Origin of the sequence: Acinetobacter calcoaceticus, assembly GCF_016508255.1 — a bacterium.
In the GTDB taxonomy this organism is placed as follows: domain Bacteria; phylum Pseudomonadota; class Gammaproteobacteria; order Pseudomonadales; family Moraxellaceae; genus Acinetobacter; species Acinetobacter calcoaceticus_E.
In genome coordinates this window covers 209579-229037 of the sequence record NZ_JADVKT010000006.1, presented here as the reverse complement: position 1 = coordinate 229037, position 19459 = coordinate 209579, and the positions used below count along the sequence as shown (strand labels likewise).

Here is a 19459-nt window from a genome sequence, read left to right as displayed (position 1 = left end):
TACTAGTTGGTAACTAGTGTAATTTTTCAAAAAATTATAGGTAAATGGTATGAATGAATGTCTAAAATATAATATTTTTCAACAACATTGCCCTGCTCGTTTATTTTTTGAAAAAATTGCAGATAAATGGGTTCTATTAATTTTAAACGTTCTTGAAGAAGAAACTCAACACTTCAATTTGCTCAAAAAGAATATCCAAGGCATTTCACCTAAAGTCTTATCACAGAAGTTAAAAATGCTAGAGAGAGACGGTTTTATCGAGCGTAACATCCAAAATACATCTCCAATTCGCGTTGATTACTCACTCACCTCTTTAGGGCAAAATGTAGCTGCAATGGCGTTCCAATTAAAGGAATGGGCTGAAACAAACATTGAACAGGTTTTAGCAGCACAAATCATCTATGACGAAAAACTACCAGAATAAGCTTAAGTAAAATTAAACAAAAAAATAAGGCCATTAATGGCCTTATTTTTTTTAAAAATTTAATAACTTATCCCAAGTTTTTAAAACCTTGCTGACGCCATGCTTCATAAACAATGACGGCTGTTGCATTAGACAAATTTAAACTTCTTGAGTTTTCAGCCATCGGTAAACGAATCCATTGTTCTTGTGGAAACATTAGGCGAACATGCTCAGGCAAACCACGCGTTTCTGGTCCCATCAATAAAGCCACAGGTCGATTCAAATCGACTGTATGTGGAGTCGCTGAGCCTTTAGTGGTAAGTGGAAAAACATGCTCAACACCTTTAGCTTTTAAGTCTGCAAGGCATAGTTCAATATTGTCCCAAATTTGCATACGTGCCCATTCATGATAATCAAGGCCTGCTCTTTTGAGCTTTTTATCATCCAACTCAAAACCTAGAGGTTTGACTAAATGTAACTGCGCACCCGTATTAGCACATAAACGAATGATATTGCCTGTATTAGCAGGAATTTCAGGCTCGTATAGGACGACATGAATCACAAATTTTCTCGACTTTTAATAACAAACAATAAATTCAGATGAACTTATTGCCATTTTAACTGTTCACGTAAACTCACCACTTCACCAATAATGGTTAAAGTCGGTGCAACGATATGATGTTCAGACACTTTAGTCGCAATATCGGCTAATGTTCCAACGATAACTTTTTGTTCCGGTGTCGTTCCTTTAGAGATTAAGGCTACTGGCATATCAGCACGTTGACCATGAGCAATAAGTTGCTCACAAATGCGCTCCAAACCAACCAATCCCATATATAAAACTAAAGTTTGATTTTTATAAACCAGCTCATTCCAAGGCAGTTCAGGTGAACCTTCTTTTAAATGCCCAGTTAAGAAACGTACACTTTGTGCATAATCACGATGAGTTAATGGAATGCCTGCATAAGCTGAACAGCCTGATGCTGCGGTTATGCCCGGTACCACCTGAAAAGTAACATTCGCCTCAACTAGCTCTTGAATCTCTTCACCACCACGCCCAAAGATAAACGGATCACCACCCTTTAGACGACAAACACGCTTTCCTTTTTGAGCGTATTCAACCAGTAAAGCGTTAATGCCATCTTGTGGTACGGAGTGATTTGAACGTGCTTTCCCCACATAAATTTTGGTCGCATCACGACGGCAAAGCTCTAAGATGGGTGCAGACACCAAACGATCATAAATCACGACATCTGCTTGTTGCATAAGACGCAATGCTTTTAATGTTAGTAGCTCAGGGTCACCTGGTCCAGCCCCTACCAAGTAAACCTCACCTTTGGGTGCTGTCCACTCTGTTAAGGCTTGTTGAATCAAATCATTTGCCACGTCCAAATTGTCATTAAAAACTTGTTCTTTTAATGGACTGGCATATAAATTTTCCCAAAAGATCCGACGCTCGTCTGGATTCGAAATTTTTGCTTTTACCTGCTTACGCCATTGACCTGAAAATTCAGCCAATTTCCCCATGCCATGAGGAACAATCGTTTCTATTTGAGTACGAAGTTGTCTAGATAAAACTGGCGATGTGCCATTTGAAGCTACAGAAATAATTAATGGAGAACGGTCAATAATGGCAGGAACCATAAAACGACAGTGTGGGATATCATCAACACTATTTACCAATAAATTCCGTGCTTCACATTGTTCAAAAACCGTTTTATTCACTTCTGCATTATTAGTCGCAGCAATCACTAAGCGGTAAGGCGTATTTAACACCTTTTCAACAAAGGGCTCGGCAAAATATTGGCCTTCTGTCGTTTTGACTAATTGCAAAAGCGGCTCTTCAATTACTGGAGCAATAATATCGATTATCGCTCCAGCTTTAGCTAAAAGATTTGCTTTGCGCAATGCGATATGCCCACCACCCACAATCAGACAACGTTGCTGTTGCAACTTTAAAGAGATTGGAAAAATATCCACTTTAAACCTCTACATTAATCATCTGATTATGTTTAAGCAAAAACTATGCACAATTTAAATGCAAAGCTTAATCAATAAATGTTAAACCACCCATATATGGGCGTAATACTTCTGGAATCTCAATAGAACCATCTTCACGTTGGTAATTTTCCATTACAGCAAGCAAAGTACGTCCAACTGCAAGACCTGAACCATTTAATGTGTGCACTAATTCAGTCTTCTTTTGATCCATTCTGTAGCGCGCTTTCATGCGACGTGCCTGAAAATCACCCATATTAGAACAGCTTGAAATTTCACGGTAAGTATTTTGACTTGGAACCCAAACTTCTAAGTCGTAAGTTTTAGTCGCTCCGAAGCCCATATCACCACCGCAGAGCAAAATTTTGCGGTATGGCAAACCAAGTGCCTGCAAAATGCCCTCTGCATGTGCAGTAAGCTCTTCAAGCGCCTGCATAGAGGTTTCAGGTTTAACAATTTGCACCATCTCAACTTTATCAAACTGATGCTGACGAATTAAACCGCGTGTATCACGACCATAAGAACCTGCTTCACTACGGAAACATGGTGTATGCGCAGCATATTTTAAAGGCAAGCGCTCGGTATCAATAATCTCATCACGAACGAAGTTAGTAACAGGAACTTCTGCTGTAGGAATGAGGTAATATTCTTTCTCGCCTTGAAGTTTAAATAAGTCTTCTTCAAATTTTGGTAACTGACCAGTACCACGAAGTGAATCAGCATTTACCAAATAAGGTACATAAGCTTCTGTATAGCCATTCTTTAAAGTATGAGTGTCAAGCATGAACTGCGTTAACGCACGTTGTAAACGCGCTAAAGAGCCCTTTAACACGCTAAAACGTGAGCCAGTCAATTTAGTAGCAGTTTCAAACTCTAAACCGCCCATCCACTCGCCTAAATCAGTATGATCTTTGATTTCAAAATCAAACTGACGAGGTGTACCCCATTTTGAGATTTCAACGTTATCATCTTCATTTTTACCAGCAGGAACAGATTCATCTGGTAAGTTAGGGAGGCTAAGCGCTTTTTGCTCAATCTCGTTTTGTAGCTCTGACAAAGCAACTTCAGCAGCTTTGATTTCATCACCAATGGCTTGCATACGTGCCATGATTTCAGAAGCATCGCCACCAGATTTTTTAATCTGACCCACTTGTTTTGCACCGGCATTCCGTTCTGCCTGCAATTTTTCAGTTTTTGATTGCAAGTCTTTACGGCGAGTTTCTAAAGAAGCCCATTCTTGAACATCTAATTGAACACCACGTTTTGCCAAAGCCGCATTAACGGCTTCAATATTATTTCTGAGTAACTTAGGGTCGATCATAATCAATCATAATATGGGTAAAAAACTGGCTATAGTGTAAGGCCTTCACACTAAAAAATATAGTGATCATCTTCATAACGAATAGCTTTCACACAATTGTTAGAATAGATCACCTATTTTACAAGTTATAGTTTGGCACACTCGGCAAATACTCAGGTTTAATGAACTTAGCTGCCTCAGAATATGGCAATGTTAATTCAGTCATTCCTTCTGCATAAGAAGCCAACTCATAAATTGGATAGACAAAAACAATCCCATTTACGCCATAGTAGAAATTATCACTTAATTGCAGTTTTTCACGGTTAATATTGTGTTCTTGAAGCCAATTTGTATTCGCATCAAAAAGTGCATCAACCAACTGCTTTTCAACATCTGTTTTAATGAGCTCAGCAACAGTAATGTGCTTTTTATTTAATAAATCAAAAGTCACAAATTCTTGATGAGACATACCATGCGCTGCACCAGCAGAATAGGAATAGGTCTGTAATGCAAAAGTTGCAAGATTATAATTTTGTCCTAAATAGCGGACATAAATTGCGCTTTGACTCGACCGTGGCTCACCTTCAGGCACCTCTACAGGTTTATCAGCCAAGTTTGCAAAAGCATTCGGATCTGCTTTCTTTATACGATTGGTAAAATAATCATTAATCCACTTCTGATTGGTTTGTACTGTTTGGAAATCATACTCTGTACAACCATCCTCAAGACAAACTTTAGACTTTGGCAATTTTACTGGGATTACTTTTGCCTGAATTACAGGAACACCAACCTCTTTAGTTTCTTTAATCTTAACACTTGAAGCGACCTGCTCCTCTTTAGCTGCCGATTTTGGTTGGCAACCACTCACAATTGCTATTGCAGCCATTAATGGAAGAATACAAATAATTTTTTTATCGTAAAGTCGCATAATAATCCCCATGAATTTACCTCTATCACTATACAAAGCGTAAGAATAAGACGGGGTTAAAAAATGTATCTATCTCTCTAATATAAAAAAAGCTACCTTGAAAGGTAGCTTTTTAATGATGATTAATTACTGGTCAATAACATCTGTACCTTTTGGTGGCGTAAAGTTAAACACAGATGCTGGAATTGAAGCATTCACTTTCACGTTATTAAATTTCACATAAGTGGTTTGACCCAAAGAGTCTTGCAATACCATCAGGGTTGGCGCTTTGTTTGCACCAAAACTAATCGTTAAGCTTTGGAAAGCCCCATCTTCTTTTTTCGGGAACAAAGTGAAATATAATTTAGATTTATCCGGCTGAGTCACTCGGTAAGACTTCATGATTTGATTAGTATTACCAGAGAGTAATAAAGCAGGCGTATCTGCTACTTGTGAATCTAAGCTTTGGCGTACAGCTTGTTGTAGATCTGGGTCGTAAATCCAAACTGTTTTTCCGCTCGTTACAATCGTTTGTTTAGCCGGACTCACAGTTTCCCAATAAAATTTCCCTGGACGCTCAACTTTCATTGAACCTTTAAATGTCTGGTTCATATGCTGGGCACTTAGACCCTTTTTCTGTGCCACAGTTTTTGTATTGGCTTTAGTTGTTTGTTCAAAATCAGCAGTCAAACGCTGTAATCCTGATAACTGATTTACCAAGTTCCCAATAGCCTGTTGCTCCGGTGCTGCTACAGGCGCAGCAAACACTGTAGTACTCATTACAGGAGCAAGCACTGACGCGCTAAGTGTAATAGCACACATAGTTTTACGAAGCATATTCATGTCATCACCTTTTAGTTGCTGTAAGACAACTTGCTTTCTTTCAAAATTATGAAAATTAGCAAGCTCTTAATTCAAGACTCATATTAACCGACAAACTCGGTGCTAATCATTGAGAAAATAAGATATTTTGTTATGTTATTCATATTGTTTGTAGAATTTCATTCATCATGATGAAGGTAAATCAGATTAAATTCCATAAAAAAAGCCCACAAAATGTGGGCTTTTTTTGAAGCTAAAACTTATACAGTTTCAACTTTTACGTAGCGACGGCCAAATTGACCTTTCACTTCGAATTTTACTACGCCGTCAGCAGTAGCAAATAAAGTATGGTCACGGCCCATACCAACATTTGCACCAGCGTGGAACTCAGTACCACGTTGACGAACGATGATGTTACCAGCAGTTACAGCTTGACCGCCGTAAATTTTAACACCTAACATTTTTGGGTTTGAATCACGACCGTTCTTCGTCGATCCACCGGCTTTTTTAGTTGCCATGTCTCTTACTCCTCGTGATTAGCCTGAAATACCAGTAATTTTCAACTCAGTGAACCATTGACGGTGACCTTGTTGTTTACGGTAGTGTTTACGACGACGCATTTTGATAATGCGGATTTTGTCGTGACGACCATGACCAACCACTTCTGCAGTTACTTTAGCGCCAGCTATAACTGGAGCACCGATTTGAATGCTGTCACCGTTTACAACCATTAATACATCATCAAATGTAATAGTCGCGCCAGATTCAGCTTTCAATAATTCAACTTTAAGGGTTTCACCCTCAACTACACGGTGCTGTTTACCACCGCTTTGGATTACTGCGTACATAATGTACTCCAATTAGCCCGTGTCGTCGTGCCGATAAGGGATATATCGATCTTAAAACGTTCGCCACTGGGGTTATATAAGGGGACAGATTTTAAGTGAAATTTGATCAAACGACAAGTATTTTCTATTTATCAGTGATGCCTACTACCCTGTTTTTACAAAATCAACAGGCAGCTTAGGTGGGAATTTAGCAGTTTTCATTGATTCTGAATGAAAATTAAAATACAGTTCCAGACACAAATTGCGACAAGAACAAGTTGTATTAATGCTGATGTCATTAAATTTATTGTTTTGCCGGAAATATGATGTTTTGCTTAAATAAAGAACAAAGAACGCATAAAGACAATAGAAATGATTAATATCAGCCACTTGTTCACCTGTGCAACACGCCTTTAATTGTTACACTAATGCCACTTATCTACCAATACGGGGTTTTTCTTCATATGGTCATCGATTTCAAGCAAGACATTCTTGCGCCTGTTGCCTCAGACTTTGCTGCGATGGATCACTTGATTAATGAAGGAATTAGCTCAAAAGTCGGTTTAGTCATGTCTGTCAGCAAACATGTTGTTGAAGCTGGCGGAAAACGTATGCGCCCAATCATGTGTTTACTTGCAGCACGCGCTTGTGGTCTCGACAATATGCAAAACGCACAACGTCTGGCCGCAATCATTGAAATGTTGCATACCGCGACCTTAGTCCATGATGATGTTGTAGATGAATCTGGTCTTCGTCGTGGCCGACCTACAGCAAATGCGACATGGAACAATCAGACAGCCGTATTAGTTGGTGACTTCCTCATTGCACGTGCTTTCGATTTACTGGTCGATTTAAACAATATGACTTTATTGAAAGACTTTTCAACAGGTACATGTGAAATTGCTGAAGGTGAAGTATTACAACTTCAATCGCAACATCAGCCCGATACAACAGAAGAAACTTATTTAAAAATTATTCACGGTAAAACTTCTCGTCTGTTTGAACTCGCTACAGAAGGCGCTGCTATTTTAGCTGGACAAGAAACGTATCGCGAGCCATTGAGATTATTTGCCGGTCATTTTGGTAATGCATTCCAAATTATTGATGATATTTTAGACTACACTTCAGATGCTGAAACATTAGGTAAAAATATTGGTGATGATTTAATGGAAGGTAAACCAACTTTACCGTTAATTTCAGCATTAGCGCACTCAACAGATGAAGAGCATGCGATTCTTCGTCGCAGTATTGCAACTGGTGGCGTCGATCAATTATCTCAAATCATAGAAATTGTACAGAAGTCTGGCGCTTTAGATTATTGCCACCAACGTGCCCAAGAAGAAACAGAAGCCGCACTGCAAGCTTTATCAAAGCTACCCGATACACCATATCGTCAGGCTTTGATTAACTTAACTCAGCTTGCGTTACATCGAATACAATAGATATTATCTTGCCTATGCATATAAATTTCTCAGATCATTTTTTAAAAATACAGAAACAGCTTGAGGATACTCAAGCTGTCATTGACGAAAATCTACTCATTGAGTTAGTCAATGACATTCGCCCATCCGATCCTCATAATACGGATGAGATTAAGCAAAAAATACAGGCTTTAATTGAAAGCCTATTACGCACACCTACAGCCCCCTTTCTACTGCAAACTTTTTTATTACGTCTCATTAATCGTTATAAGCAAGTCAGCTTATATGCCGATAGCGGAATTTTGTCTTTAGATGGTTTCTGGAACCAACTGGGGCAAAGACTCGGAGCACATTTTTTACCGTTAATCGAAGATGCAAGCCAACTCAAAATATTAATTGGAAGAATTTTCTATTTAGAAAGTGACAAAATTTGGCTTAATAACATTGATGATGAAGATTGGGAAAATTTATTCAGTCTTATTGGACAAAGCCAAAGTAATGTAGACGAAAAGCTTGTCATTCAAAATGAAATGATTAAAGCAATTACCGTCTTATCTTATCGAATTAGTGGAATTGGCCTTTATCCTGAATTTATTAATGCCCAACCAGAATTAACTGAATATGAATCACCATTTTTAGTTCAGAACCGCGAAATTATTGAATTTATCGAAAAGTACAAAAAACAAGAACTCTCTGAACATGAAATTGCAGTTACTTCCCCTCCGGACGCATCACAAGCATTTGTTATGCTGGAACAGTGTCGGGATGTGGTTTTAAAGATTCGCCGTGCCACCAAAAGAATTGGTGTCAGCTTAAGTTTGACTTATTTATTATCTTTACTTGAGCAGTGTCTCGACCGAATTGAATTACTACTTTATTTGGTTGTAGATAACACTAAAGGAAAATATGTTTCTTTAGGGCATCTTATTTCCGATTTAACAAAAGCGCACTACAGTGAAAAAAGTGTTCGCTCTTTATTAAGTACGACAAGTGAACTTATTGCATTTCAAGTCACTGAAAATGCCAGCCGAACAGGTGAGCATTATGTAAGTACCGACACAAAAGGTTTCTGGGGCATGTATAAGGCTGCCGCTGGAGCGGGTGTCATTATTGCATGCATGGCATCTTTAAAAATTCTTGCAGCAAGAATGACGATGGCTCCGCTCATGCAAGCCTTTACTTTCAGTATGAATTATTCTTTAGGATTCATTCTAATTCATGTTCTGCATTTCACAGTTGCAACCAAACAACCTGCAATGACTGCTGCGGCCCTCGCTGCAACAGTACAACAGCGTAAAGGCTCTAAAACAGCTCAAATTGCAGAGTTAGCAGCCCTTATTATTAATATTATTCGAACACAATTCATTGCTATTTTAGGCAATATTTCAATTGCGATTCCTACTGCTGCACTCATTACTTTTGCTTGGCAGTTCTATCTTGACGAGCCTTTATTAACTCATACTAAAGCAACTTATTTGTTGCACAGCTTAAATCCTTTCACCTCTTTGGCAGTTCCGCATGCAGCCATCGCTGGAGTTTGCTTATTTTTGTCAGGTCTCATTGCTGGATACTTCGATAACATGGCTGTTTACCGCAAAGTCGGTCCCCGCCTAAAAGCACATCGCCGTTTAGCAAACTGGTTTGGACAAGATCGCCTCAACCGTTTTGCTGAATATATTGAGCGAAACTTAGGAGCTTTAGCCGGTAACTTCTTATTCGGGATTATGCTAGGCAGTATGGGTACCATAGGCTTTATTCTAGGTTTACCTTTGGATATCCGTCATATTGCTTTCGCCTCAGCTAACTTTATTCAAGGCTTAATGACAATTAACGGCAGCCCAGATATCGGATTGATTATCGTGTCCTTTCTAGGCGTATTATGTATTGGTCTGACTAACTTATTCGTTAGTTTCACCTTAACCATTATCGTGGCACTACGGGCACGTCGAGTTCGCTTCGAACAATGGAAACCTTTAGCCAAATTGGTAATGACTCATTTCCTCACTCGCCCAAGTGATTTTTTCTGGCCTCCAAAACAACCATTAGAACTTGAAGAAAACACTCAATCAAATGGTGGAAAAAAAGCAGAACATTGATTTTTTTGCTTTGTACACAAAATGTGAGTTCCGTCAATTTTGTTGTGATTGTTTTTCCAAATGTTAAAAAAAATTCAAAATGAATTTACGATGGTCTATCAGGCTTGAAAAAAAGTGTACTGGCAAGTACACTTTTAACGGCTTTCAGTAGTGGACACTGCTTGAATAAGCAAAGGTATATACATGCCCTATATATTGCTTTTTATTGGTTGTATTTTTTTAGGATTAGGTATTCTTGGTCTGTATGTACCAAGATTTCAATCTTTGGATCTTCTCGCTGTTCAAATTTTGAGTGAACATCGTTCAGATTATCTTAACCATATTACGATCTTTCTTGCACGTATAGGTGGTATGCCTTTTGTATGTTTTTTATCCTTTCTGGTATGTATATATTTAGCATGGTATAAAAAATATATTACTGTTATTTTCATTAGCATGGGGGTTATTGGCAGTATCACCATGGGTTGGCTGCTCAAGTGGTGTGTTGACCGACCAAGGCCTCCACAGGCATATCATATTGTCGAAAGTTATGGTGCATCGTTCCCAAGTGCACATAGTGTTTATGCATCAACACTAGCTTGTCTGGCAATATTAATTTTATGTCATAAACGCAACATTAACTCTCCTTACATCATTTTGATCTCCTGTTTTTGGTTTATCTGCATGGGACTTTCAAGAGTGTATGCTGGAGTTCATTTTCCAACAGATGTACTTGCCGGTTGGGGCATAGGTTTTATTTGGATTGCCCTGCTTTGGCTCTGGTTATCACAAACACAAAGTAGGTTAAATAGATAACAAATATATTTTTAGATTTTATCTAAACGAGGTGGAACAATGATGTCGGCTAAGCTTTGGGCTCCTGCCCTTACTGCTTGCGCATTAGCAACAAGTATCGCACTTGTTGGTTGTAGCAAAGGCTCCAATGAGAAACAGCAAGCTGCTGCTACTCAGAAAATGCCGCCTGCTGAGGTAGGTGTTATTGTTGCTCAACCACAAAGTGTTGAACAAAGTGTTGAACTTTCTGGTCGTACTTCAGCATATCAAATTTCTGAAGTTCGCCCTCAAACAAGTGGCGTGATTTTAAAACGCTTGTTTTCTGAAGGAAGTTATGTTCGCGAAGGTCAAGCTCTATATGAACTTGATTCACGAACTAACCGTGCAACGCTTGAAAATGCAAAAGCATCACTTTTACAACAACAGGCAAATCTAGCTTCACTACGTACTAAGCTAAACCGTTATAAGCAACTTGTTTCGAGTAACGCTGTATCAAGACAAGAATATGACGACTTACTTGGTCAGGTTAATGTTTCCGAAGCACAAGTTTCTGCTGCGAAAGCTCAAGTAACAAATGCAAATGTAGATCTTGGTTATTCTACAATTCGCTCACCAATTTCTGGTCAGTCTGGACGTTCTTCTGTAACAGCTGGTGCTTTAGTCACTGCAAACCAAACTGATCCTTTAGTGACAATTCAACAGTTAGATCCAATCTATGTTGACATTAACCAGTCTAGTGCCGAGTTATTACGCTTGCGTCAACAACTCAGCAAAGGCAGCTTGAACAACAGCAACAACACAAAAGTGAAGTTGAAACTTGAAGATGGTTCAACGTATCCGATTGAAGGTCAATTAGCTTTCTCTGATGCGTCTGTTAATCAGGATACAGGAACGATTACTTTACGTGCCGTGTTCTCAAACCCGAACCATTTGTTGCTTCCAGGCATGTACACAACTGCACAGATTGTTCAGGGTGTAGTTCCAAATGCTTATCTGATTCCTCAAGTAGCAATTACACGTTTACCGACAGGCCAAGCAATTGCTATGACTGTTAATGCAAAAGGTGCTGTTGAGAGCCGTCCTGTTGAAACTTCAGGTGTTCAAGGACAAAACTGGATTGTGACTAACGGTCTTAAAGCTGGTGATAAAGTTATTGTTGATGGTGTTGCCAAAGTTAAAGAAGGGCAAGGAGTCACAGCAAAACCTTACCAAGCTCAACCAGCAAACCCTCAAGGTGCAGCTCCAAATGCTACAAAACCGGCTCAATCAGGTAAACCTCAAGCAGAACAGAAAGCATCTTCAAATGCATAAGGGGTAGATTGAATGGCACAATTTTTTATTCATCGCCCCATTTTTGCGTGGGTGATTGCATTAGTCATTATGTTGGCGGGTATTCTCACGCTCACAAAAATGCCTATTGCGCAGTATCCAACGATTGCACCACCAACAGTTACAATTGCTGCAACTTATCCTGGTGCATCAGCTGAGACTGTTGAAAATACTGTAACCCAGATCATTGAACAACAAATGAATGGTCTAGATGGTTTACGTTATATTTCATCTAACAGTGCGGGTAACGGTCAAGCATCTATTCAATTAAACTTTGAACAAGGTATTGACCCAGATATTGCACAGGTTCAAGTTCAAAACAAACTTCAATCTGCAACTGCTCTTTTACCTCAAGACGTTCAACGTCAAGGTGTAACGGTTACAAAATCTGGTGCAAGCTTCTTGCAAGTTATTGCATTCTATTCGCCAGATAATAGCCTTTCAGACTCAGACATTAAAGATTATGTAAACTCGTCAATTAAAGAACCACTTAGCCGTGTTGCTGGTGTTGGTGAGGTAACGGTCTTTGGTGGTTCATACGCAATGCGTATCTGGCTTGACCCTGCAAAACTAACTAACTATCAGTTAACGCCAAGTGATATTGCGACTGCTTTACAAGCGCAAAACTCACAAGTTGCTGTAGGTCAATTAGGTGGAGCACCAGCGGTACAAGGTCAAGTGCTTAACGCAACAGTGAATGCACAAAGTTTGCTGCAAACACCTGAGCAATTTAAAAATATCTTCTTAAAGAACACAGCATCAGGTGCTGAGGTTCGTTTAAAAGATGTTGCTCGTGTAGAGTTAGGTTCTGATAACTATCAGTTCGATTCGAAGTTTAATGGTAAACCTGCGGGCGGTCTTGCAATTAAAATTGCAACTGGTGCTAACGCACTTGATACCGCTGATGCTGTTGAACACCGTTTAGCTGAATTACGTAAGAACTACCCTGCGGGTCTACAAGACAAACTGGCTTATGACACTACTCCATTTATTCGTCTTTCAATTGAAAGTGTTGTACACACATTAATTGAAGCGGTAATTTTAGTGTTCATTGTCATGTTCTTGTTCTTGCAGAACTGGCGTGCAACCATTATTCCTACACTTGCTGTACCTGTTGTTGTATTAGGTACATTTGCTGTCATTAATATCTTTGGATTCTCAATTAACACCTTAACCATGTTCGCCATGGTATTGGCAATTGGTCTTCTGGTCGATGACGCTATTGTTGTAGTGGAAAACGTTGAACGTGTTATGAGTGAAGAGCATACCGATCCGGTCACGGCCACTTCACGATCAATGCAACAGATTTCTGGCGCGTTAATTGGTATTACAAGCGTATTGACAGCGGTATTCGTACCGATGGCTTTCTTTGGTGGTACAACTGGTGTGATCTATCGTCAATTCTCGATTACCCTTGTAACAGCAATGGTCTTATCGTTAATTGTAGCGTTAACCTTCACCCCTGCACTTTGTGCAACAATTTTAAAACAGCATGATCCTAACAAAGAACCAAGCAATAATATTTTTGCTCGTTTCTTCAGAGGATTTAACAACGGTTTTGACCGCATGTCGCATAGCTACCAAAATGGTGTTAGCCGCATGCTTAAAGGCAAAATCTTCTCTGGTGTACTTTATGCTGTAGTAATTGGCCTATTAGTGTTTTTGTTCCAAAAACTCCCATCTTCATTCTTACCAGAAGAAGATCAGGGCGTGGTCATGACACTTGTTCAATTACCACCAAATGCAACGCTTGACCGTACAGGTAAAGTGATTGACACCATGACAAATTTCTTCATGAATGAAAAAGATACAGTGGAATCTATTTTCACCGTTTCAGGTTTCTCATTCACAGGTGTTGGTCAAAATGCTGGTATTGGCTTCGTTAAGTTGAAAGACTGGAGCAAGCGTACATCACCAGAAGCTCAAATTGGTGCATTAATCAAGCGTGGTATGGCATTAAACATGATCATTAAAGATGCATCATATGTTATGCCATTACAGCTTCCTGCAATGCCTGAATTAGGTGTAACTGCCGGATTTAACTTGCAGCTTAAAGATTCAAGTGGTCAAGGCCATGAGAAACTGATTGCCGCACGTAACACGATTTTAGGTTTGGCATCACAAGATAAACGTCTTGTTGGTGTACGTCCAAATGGTCAGGAAGATACGCCTCAGTATCAAATTAATGTAGATCAGGCTCAAGCTGGTGCCATGGGCGTTAGCATTGCAGACATTAACAACACTATGCGTATTGCATGGGGTGGTTCATACATTAACGACTTCATTGACCGTGGTCGTGTGAAAAAAGTTTATGTTCAAGGTGACTCGGGTAGCCGTATGATGCCTGAAGACTTAAACAAGTGGTATGTACGTAATAGCAAAGGTGAAATGGTACCGTTCTCTGCATTTGCTACTGGCAAATGGACCTATGGTTCTCCTCGTCTTGAACGTTATAACGGCGTGTCATCGGTTAACATTCAAGGTACACCTGCACCTGGTGTAAGTTCTGGTGACTCAATGAAAGCCATGGAAGAAATTGTTGCCAAGTTACCATCTATGGGCTTGCAAGGTTTCGACTATGAATGGACAGGTTTATCACTTGAAGAACGTGAATCTGGTGCTCAAGCTCCATTCCTCTATGCACTTTCATTGTTAATCGTTTTCCTTTGCTTGGCTGCATTGTATGAAAGCTGGTCTATTCCGTTCTCGGTTTTACTGGTGGTACCACTCGGTATTATTGGTGCAGTCGTATTAACTTACGTGGGTATGATTATTAAAGGAGATCCAAATCTCTCAAATAACATTTACTTCCAGGTAGCGATGATTGCGGTAATCGGTCTTTCTGCGAAAAATGCGATCTTGATCGTTGAATTTGCTAAAGAGCTTCAAGAGAAAGGTGAAGACCTACTTGATGCAACTTTACATGCTGCAAAAATGCGTTTACGTCCAATTATCATGACCACCCTTGCCTTCGGTTTCGGTGTACTTCCACTTGCCCTTTCAACAGGTGCTGGTGCCGGAAGTCAGCACTCAGTCGGCTTCGGTGTACTTGGTGGCGTACTCAGTGCAACGTTCTTAGGTATCTTCTTTATCCCTGTATTCTATGTGTGGATTCGTAGTATCTTTAAGTACAAACCAAAAACCATAAACACTCAGGAGCATAAATCGTGATGCAAAAAGTATGGTCTATTTCAGGTCGTAGCATTGCGGTATCTGCACTTGCGCTTGCTTTGGCAGCTTGTCAAAGCATGCGCGGCCCAGAACCAGTCGTGAAAACCGATATTCCACAGAGCTATGCATATAACAGCGCTTCTGGTACATCTATTGCTGAACAGGGCTATAAACAGTTCTTTGCTGACCCGCGTTTGCTTGAAGTAATTGACTTGGCTCTTGCCAATAACCGTGATTTACGTAAAGCAACGCTCAATATTGAACGTGCTCAAGAGCAATATCAGATTACGAAGAACAACCAGCTTCCAACAATCGGAGCAAGTGGTAGTGCAGTTCGTCAGGTTACGCCAAGCCGTGATCCGAATAACCCCTACTCTACTTATCAAGTAGGCTTGGGTGTAACTGCTTATGAGCTTGATTTCTGGGGTCGTGTTCGTAGTCTAAAAGATGCTGCTTTAGATAGTTACCTTTCAACACAAAGTGCGCGTGATTCGACTCAAATCAGTCTGATTAGCCAAGTTGCTCAAGCATGGTTAAATTACTCGTTCGCAACAGCGAATTTAAGACTTGCAGAGCAAACACTTAAAGCACAGCAAGATTCTTACAATCTAAACAAAAAACGTTTTGATGTGGGTATCGACAGTGAAGTTCCATTACGTCAGGCACAGATTTCAGTAGAAACTGCGCGTAATGATGTAGCGAACTACAAAACTCAAATTGCTCAAGCACAAAACTTGTTGAACTTGCTAGTAGGTCAACCAGTTACACAAAACTTGTTGCCAACACAACCTGTAAAACGCGTTGCTCAACAAAATGTGTTCACTGCTGGCTTACCGAGTGACCTGTTAAATAACCGTCCAGATGTAAAAGCAGCTGAATATAACTTAAGCGCTGCGGGTGCGAATATTGGTGCTGCAAAAGCGCGTTTATTCCCAACCATTAGCTTAACGGGTTCAGCTGGTTATGCATCAACTGACTTAAGTGATCTATTTAAGTCTGGTGGTTTTGCATGGTCAATTGGCCCAAGCTTAGATTTGCCAATCTTTGACTGGGGCACACGTCGTGCGAATGTAAAAATTTCTGAAACTGATCAGAAAATTGCATTGTCTGATTATGAAAAATCAGTTCAGTCTGCGTTCCGTGAAGTCAATGATGCGCTTGCAACTCGTGCCAATATTGGTGATCGTTTAACAGCACAGCAACGTCTGGTAGAAGCAACTAACCGCAACTACACACTTTCAAATGCCCGCTTCCGTGCAGGTATTGATAGTTACCTGACTGTTCTTGATGCACAGCGTTCATCTTATTCAGCAGAACAAGGTTTGTTATTGCTTCAACAAGCAAACTTAAACAACCAAATCGAGTTGTACAAAACTCTAGGTGGTGGTTTAAAAGCGAACTCTTCAGATACAGTGGTTAATCAACCATCAAGTGCTGAACTTAAAAAGCAATAAGTTTTAAATAAACTATTTATAAAAGCTCACTTCGGTGGGCTTTTTTTATTGCAACTCAACTAGATATTTTTTATCTTGGAACCTTAAGAAATGTAGATTGATAAAAAACAATGTTATTGAGTAATTTAGAAAGTGTTCCAGGCTATCAGATTTTAAAACAGCTAGATGTTGTTTATGGAAGTACAGTCCGTAGCAAACATATGGGCCGTGACCTCATGGCAAGTTTAAAAAATATTGTGGGTGGCGAACTTACAGGTTATACCGAGTTATTAGAAGAATCCCGCCAAGAAGCGATGGATCGCATGATTGCCAAAGCTCAGCAGCTTGGTGCTAATGCAATTGTCGGCATTCGTTTTTCAACTTCTAACATTGCCCAAGGTGCTTCTGAATTATTTGTATATGGCACAGCAGTGGTTGTACAGCCTCAAGCAACAAATCTACCCGACCCATTTAGTGCATAGGTAGAAAATGGAAAATCTTATTTTTCAGCTTGTTATTTTTCTAATTCTTTTCAGTATTGGTTGGGGTTTTGGACGCCATATTGAACAAAAACACTTGAAAGAACTTTTAGAAAAAGAGCAACAGTTGGCGCATATTAGAATTGATACGAATCGTTTTGCGAGGAGTGATCAACTGGGCCATTTCATTAGTGGTAATGTGGTCATTTCTCATGATTACTTTAAATATGTATTGGCATCCATTAAGAATGTTTTGGGTGGCCGCCTCACCAGTTATGAAAGTGTGGTTGAACGTGCTCGCCGTGAAGCCATTGTCCGTTTAAAACAACAAGCACAGACCGCAGGAGCTAACCATATTATGGGAGTTCGGCTGAGTACAACCGAACTTGGTATGCAAGGTGGAATGGTCGAAGTATTTGCCTACGGTACAGCGGTCAAAGATTAGCACTGCCCTATAGCAGAAAAATGAATGCGTGGATTGCCAATATTTTTAGTTAAATGTTGGCAAATTCCAGTAATTTTCCAACTGCCCTGTTGTTTTGCCAAAGTGAAGTAATAGCGGCCAAAAGAATGAAAATAATCATTTTCCGAAAAACGGTAAATTTGATAATTACATTCTAACCATGCTTGATCTTGTTCAATCCGAATAATTGGATTACTCAAATTATGCTGTAATCGTAAATGGGATAAAGCTTGCTGCCGAGAACCTTTATAGTCATGACAAGACACAACACACAAAGGCTCTCCTCTAAACTGAAAATAGTCCACCTCAAGTTGATCGGCCAATAACTCATCAAAAGCGTCCCAATTTTTCTGATCAAAGACCAATTGAAAACGCGTGATGACCTCTAAAATACGGTGATAATCTTGATCCATGGTGAACCTTCTATGTGGGTTTTTCCATCAATTTAGCACGGCGAAATCTCTTTTTTATTTCACTTTTGTTTTTCGTATCATTTTATAGAGTAATTTTGGTGACATCCGAGAAACCATCACACCCAATTTTTCCTTGGTCCCACCCACTACTATATATTCTTGTCCTTGCATTAACGCCTTAACTGACTGTTCTGCAAATACATCTGCCTCTAAACCATTCTCGATAGCCTCATCTTGATGACCTTGAGGTTGCCCAGCACCATTTAGCGCATTGAACGAAACGTTAGTTTTTACAAAGCCTGGGAAAATAACAGAAACTTCAACACCCTGATCTGCAACTTCTGCTCGTAAGCTATTAGCCCACATATGAATTGCAGCTTTAGCAGCCGAATAACTTGCACGGTATTGAGTACCTAATAGCCCTGCTACACTAGAGACAAATACAACTCGGCCAGACTTTTGTTTTAGCATGGTCGGAAGCACAGTTTTGGTTAATGCCACTTGTGAGAAATAGTCGACTTCCATAATGGCTCTTTCTGTTGCCATGGTGGTGTCTTCGATTAAAGCGCGTTGGCTCAAACCTGCATTATTAACGAGCCAGTCAATTCGCCCTTTTGCTTTTAAAATCTGCTCGTAAGCTTCTTGAACTTGCTTTTCATTAGTAATATCTGCAACCACAGACAAATGATGATCTGGGTTCAATAAACCAACCCGAACCTCTTCTAACTCTTCAAAACGACGCGAAGTCAAAATCACTTCTGCCCCTTGCAAAGCCAACTCACCAGCTAAGGCCTTACCCAGACCAGAAGATGCTCCCGTAATCCATACCACTTTATTTTGCAAAGTATCAAGTTTGGCCATGCTTTATGTTCCTATTATCTTTTTAAATTATGCTGCTTGATGCATGAAGGCCAAAAAGTGGTTGATATAATGAGTTGCTGTGGTCTGATCGACCTGTGTACCTAACTTTTCCAAACGTTTATAGCCCAAATGCGTCGTCATGTTGATCACCCCATTTAGGGTTTTATCGACAACTAAGTTAAATTTTAAACGTTTTTTAGGTTCACGTACTAGGCTTGTTACGCCTAAATCTACAATTTGTATTAAGGTTTCAAAAGCTGCCGCGATACTTTGCATATTACCATCACGAATTTGCTCCTTAAGGTTTTGAGCTTGTTGTACGAGCTGGAGGGTAACTGGATAGGTAATATAAATTTGCTGCCCTCGTTCTTTCATTAGGGCTGTCATGTAGTCAACTAAAGGTAAAAGACGCTCATTTCCAAAGAATGAAACCGACCAAGGCATATATTTACGAAAAGTCTCTAAAACCTGCTGAACCACTTTTTCAGATTCAGCCTGCTGTTTTGGAGACATGGTGGTACTTCCTTGTCCTTGCTGCAAAAGTACCGAAAAAACCTGCTCAATAATTTCACAAGAAAGATCAGAGAGTACATCGCCTAAGGGTTTTGCCTGACTTTGGCTTACTCCATCATGCAGTTTCTGCCGAATAGCCTCAAATTGTGTATAAGTTGAATCGGAAATTTTCAAAAAAACTTCATAACTCATGAGCAACATCCTTTTTCAATTCTTTTGTAATTTTTGTGCCGTGTGCATACACGATTA

The 19459-nt window shown here is 39.7% G+C and carries 19 protein-coding genes; 9 read left to right on the top strand and 10 right to left on the bottom strand.

Going from position 1 to position 19459, the window contains the following annotated elements; genetic code table 11:
* Positions 1-49: 49 nt before the first annotated feature.
* Positions 50-424 carry a winged helix-turn-helix transcriptional regulator gene (locus I5515_RS13415; protein ID WP_199967679.1) on the top strand — a complete coding sequence of 125 codons (375 nt, stop codon included), beginning with the start codon at positions 50-52 and terminating at the stop codon, positions 422-424.
* Between the two features lie 67 nt (positions 425-491).
* Here I5515_RS13415 and I5515_RS13410 read toward each other — a convergent pair whose 3' ends face one another.
* The 7 genes from I5515_RS13410 to rplU all read right to left on the bottom strand — a co-directional run bounded on the left by I5515_RS13410 (position 492) and on the right by rplU (position 6278).
* Positions 492-965 (bottom strand): tRNA (cytidine(34)-2'-O)-methyltransferase, encoded by a 474-nt coding sequence (locus I5515_RS13410; protein ID WP_002116042.1) that lies wholly within the window; start codon positions 963-965, stop codon positions 492-494.
* A 44-nt stretch (positions 966-1009) separates the two neighbouring features.
* Positions 1010-2383, bottom strand: coding sequence for a siroheme synthase CysG (cysG, locus tag I5515_RS13405; protein ID WP_199967677.1), 1374 nt, complete (start codon positions 2381-2383; stop codon positions 1010-1012).
* A 67-nt stretch (positions 2384-2450) separates the two neighbouring features.
* Positions 2451-3722 (bottom strand): serine--tRNA ligase, encoded by a 1272-nt coding sequence (serS, locus tag I5515_RS13400; RefSeq protein ID WP_199967675.1) that lies wholly within the window; start codon positions 3720-3722, stop codon positions 2451-2453.
* Positions 3723-3840: 118 nt separating this feature from the next.
* The gene (locus I5515_RS13395) at positions 3841-4641 is read right to left on the bottom strand and encodes an RsiV family protein (RefSeq protein WP_199967672.1); all 801 of its coding nucleotides are present in this window, start codon (positions 4639-4641) and stop codon (positions 3841-3843) included.
* A gap of 114 nt (positions 4642-4755) precedes the next feature.
* Positions 4756-5451, bottom strand: coding sequence for an outer membrane lipoprotein chaperone LolA (gene lolA / locus I5515_RS13390; protein ID WP_199967670.1), 696 nt, complete (start codon positions 5449-5451; stop codon positions 4756-4758).
* Positions 5452-5690: 239 nt separating this feature from the next.
* Positions 5691-5948 (bottom strand): 50S ribosomal protein L27, encoded by a 258-nt coding sequence (gene rpmA / locus I5515_RS13385; protein WP_003655414.1) that lies wholly within the window; start codon positions 5946-5948, stop codon positions 5691-5693.
* A gap of 18 nt (positions 5949-5966) precedes the next feature.
* Positions 5967-6278 carry a 50S ribosomal protein L21 gene (rplU, locus tag I5515_RS13380; RefSeq protein ID WP_199967668.1) on the bottom strand — a complete coding sequence of 104 codons (312 nt, stop codon included), beginning with the start codon at positions 6276-6278 and terminating at the stop codon, positions 5967-5969.
* 443 nt (positions 6279-6721) lie between these two features.
* Here rplU and sdsA point away from each other — a divergent pair, with 443 nt between their 5' ends.
* The 8 genes from sdsA (at position 6722) to I5515_RS13340 (ending at position 17405) form a co-directional block, all read left to right on the top strand.
* Positions 6722-7699, top strand: coding sequence for an All-trans-nonaprenyl-diphosphate synthase (sdsA, locus tag I5515_RS13375; protein ID WP_199967740.1), 978 nt, complete (start codon positions 6722-6724; stop codon positions 7697-7699).
* Positions 7700-7713: 14 nt separating this feature from the next.
* Positions 7714-9774 carry a site-specific recombinase gene (locus tag I5515_RS13370; protein ID WP_199967666.1) on the top strand — a complete coding sequence of 687 codons (2061 nt, stop codon included), beginning with the start codon at positions 7714-7716 and terminating at the stop codon, positions 9772-9774.
* Positions 9775-9957: 183 nt separating this feature from the next.
* A complete protein-coding gene (locus I5515_RS13365) occupies positions 9958-10569 on the top strand; it encodes a phosphatase PAP2 family protein (protein ID WP_199967663.1) in 612 nt (203 codons plus the stop codon).
* Between the two features lie 39 nt (positions 10570-10608).
* Positions 10609-11859 carry a multidrug efflux RND transporter periplasmic adaptor subunit AdeI gene (adeI, locus tag I5515_RS13360; RefSeq protein WP_199967661.1) on the top strand — a complete coding sequence of 417 codons (1251 nt, stop codon included), beginning with the start codon at positions 10609-10611 and terminating at the stop codon, positions 11857-11859.
* Positions 11860-11871: 12 nt separating this feature from the next.
* Positions 11872-15048, top strand: a complete 3177-nt coding sequence (gene adeJ / locus I5515_RS13355; RefSeq protein ID WP_199967659.1) for a multidrug efflux RND transporter permease subunit AdeJ — start codon at positions 11872-11874, stop codon at positions 15046-15048.
* Positions 15048-16502 (top strand): multidrug efflux RND transporter outer membrane channel subunit AdeK, encoded by a 1455-nt coding sequence (gene adeK / locus I5515_RS13350; RefSeq protein WP_199967739.1) that lies wholly within the window; start codon positions 15048-15050, stop codon positions 16500-16502. The genes adeJ and adeK overlap by 1 nt, the downstream gene beginning before the upstream one ends.
* Before the next feature lie 110 nt (positions 16503-16612).
* Positions 16613-16963 (top strand): YbjQ family protein, encoded by a 351-nt coding sequence (locus I5515_RS13345; RefSeq protein ID WP_199967657.1) that lies wholly within the window; start codon positions 16613-16615, stop codon positions 16961-16963.
* A 7-nt stretch (positions 16964-16970) separates the two neighbouring features.
* Positions 16971-17405 carry a YbjQ family protein gene (locus tag I5515_RS13340; protein ID WP_199967654.1) on the top strand — a complete coding sequence of 145 codons (435 nt, stop codon included), beginning with the start codon at positions 16971-16973 and terminating at the stop codon, positions 17403-17405.
* Here I5515_RS13340 and I5515_RS13335 read toward each other — a convergent pair.
* From I5515_RS13335 to I5515_RS13325, 3 genes are read right to left on the bottom strand one after another with little or no spacing between them, the layout of a single operon-like run.
* A complete protein-coding gene (locus I5515_RS13335; protein WP_199967653.1) occupies positions 17402-17836 on the bottom strand; it encodes a nuclear transport factor 2 family protein in 435 nt (144 codons plus the stop codon). The genes I5515_RS13340 and I5515_RS13335 overlap by 4 nt on opposite strands.
* 54 nt (positions 17837-17890) lie before the next feature.
* Positions 17891-18697, bottom strand: coding sequence for an SDR family NAD(P)-dependent oxidoreductase (locus I5515_RS13330; protein ID WP_199967651.1), 807 nt, complete (start codon positions 18695-18697; stop codon positions 17891-17893).
* Positions 18698-18724: 27 nt separating this feature from the next.
* The gene (locus I5515_RS13325) at positions 18725-19402 is read right to left on the bottom strand and encodes a hypothetical protein (RefSeq protein WP_199967643.1); all 678 of its coding nucleotides are present in this window, start codon (positions 19400-19402) and stop codon (positions 18725-18727) included.
* Positions 19403-19459 lie beyond the last annotated feature (57 nt).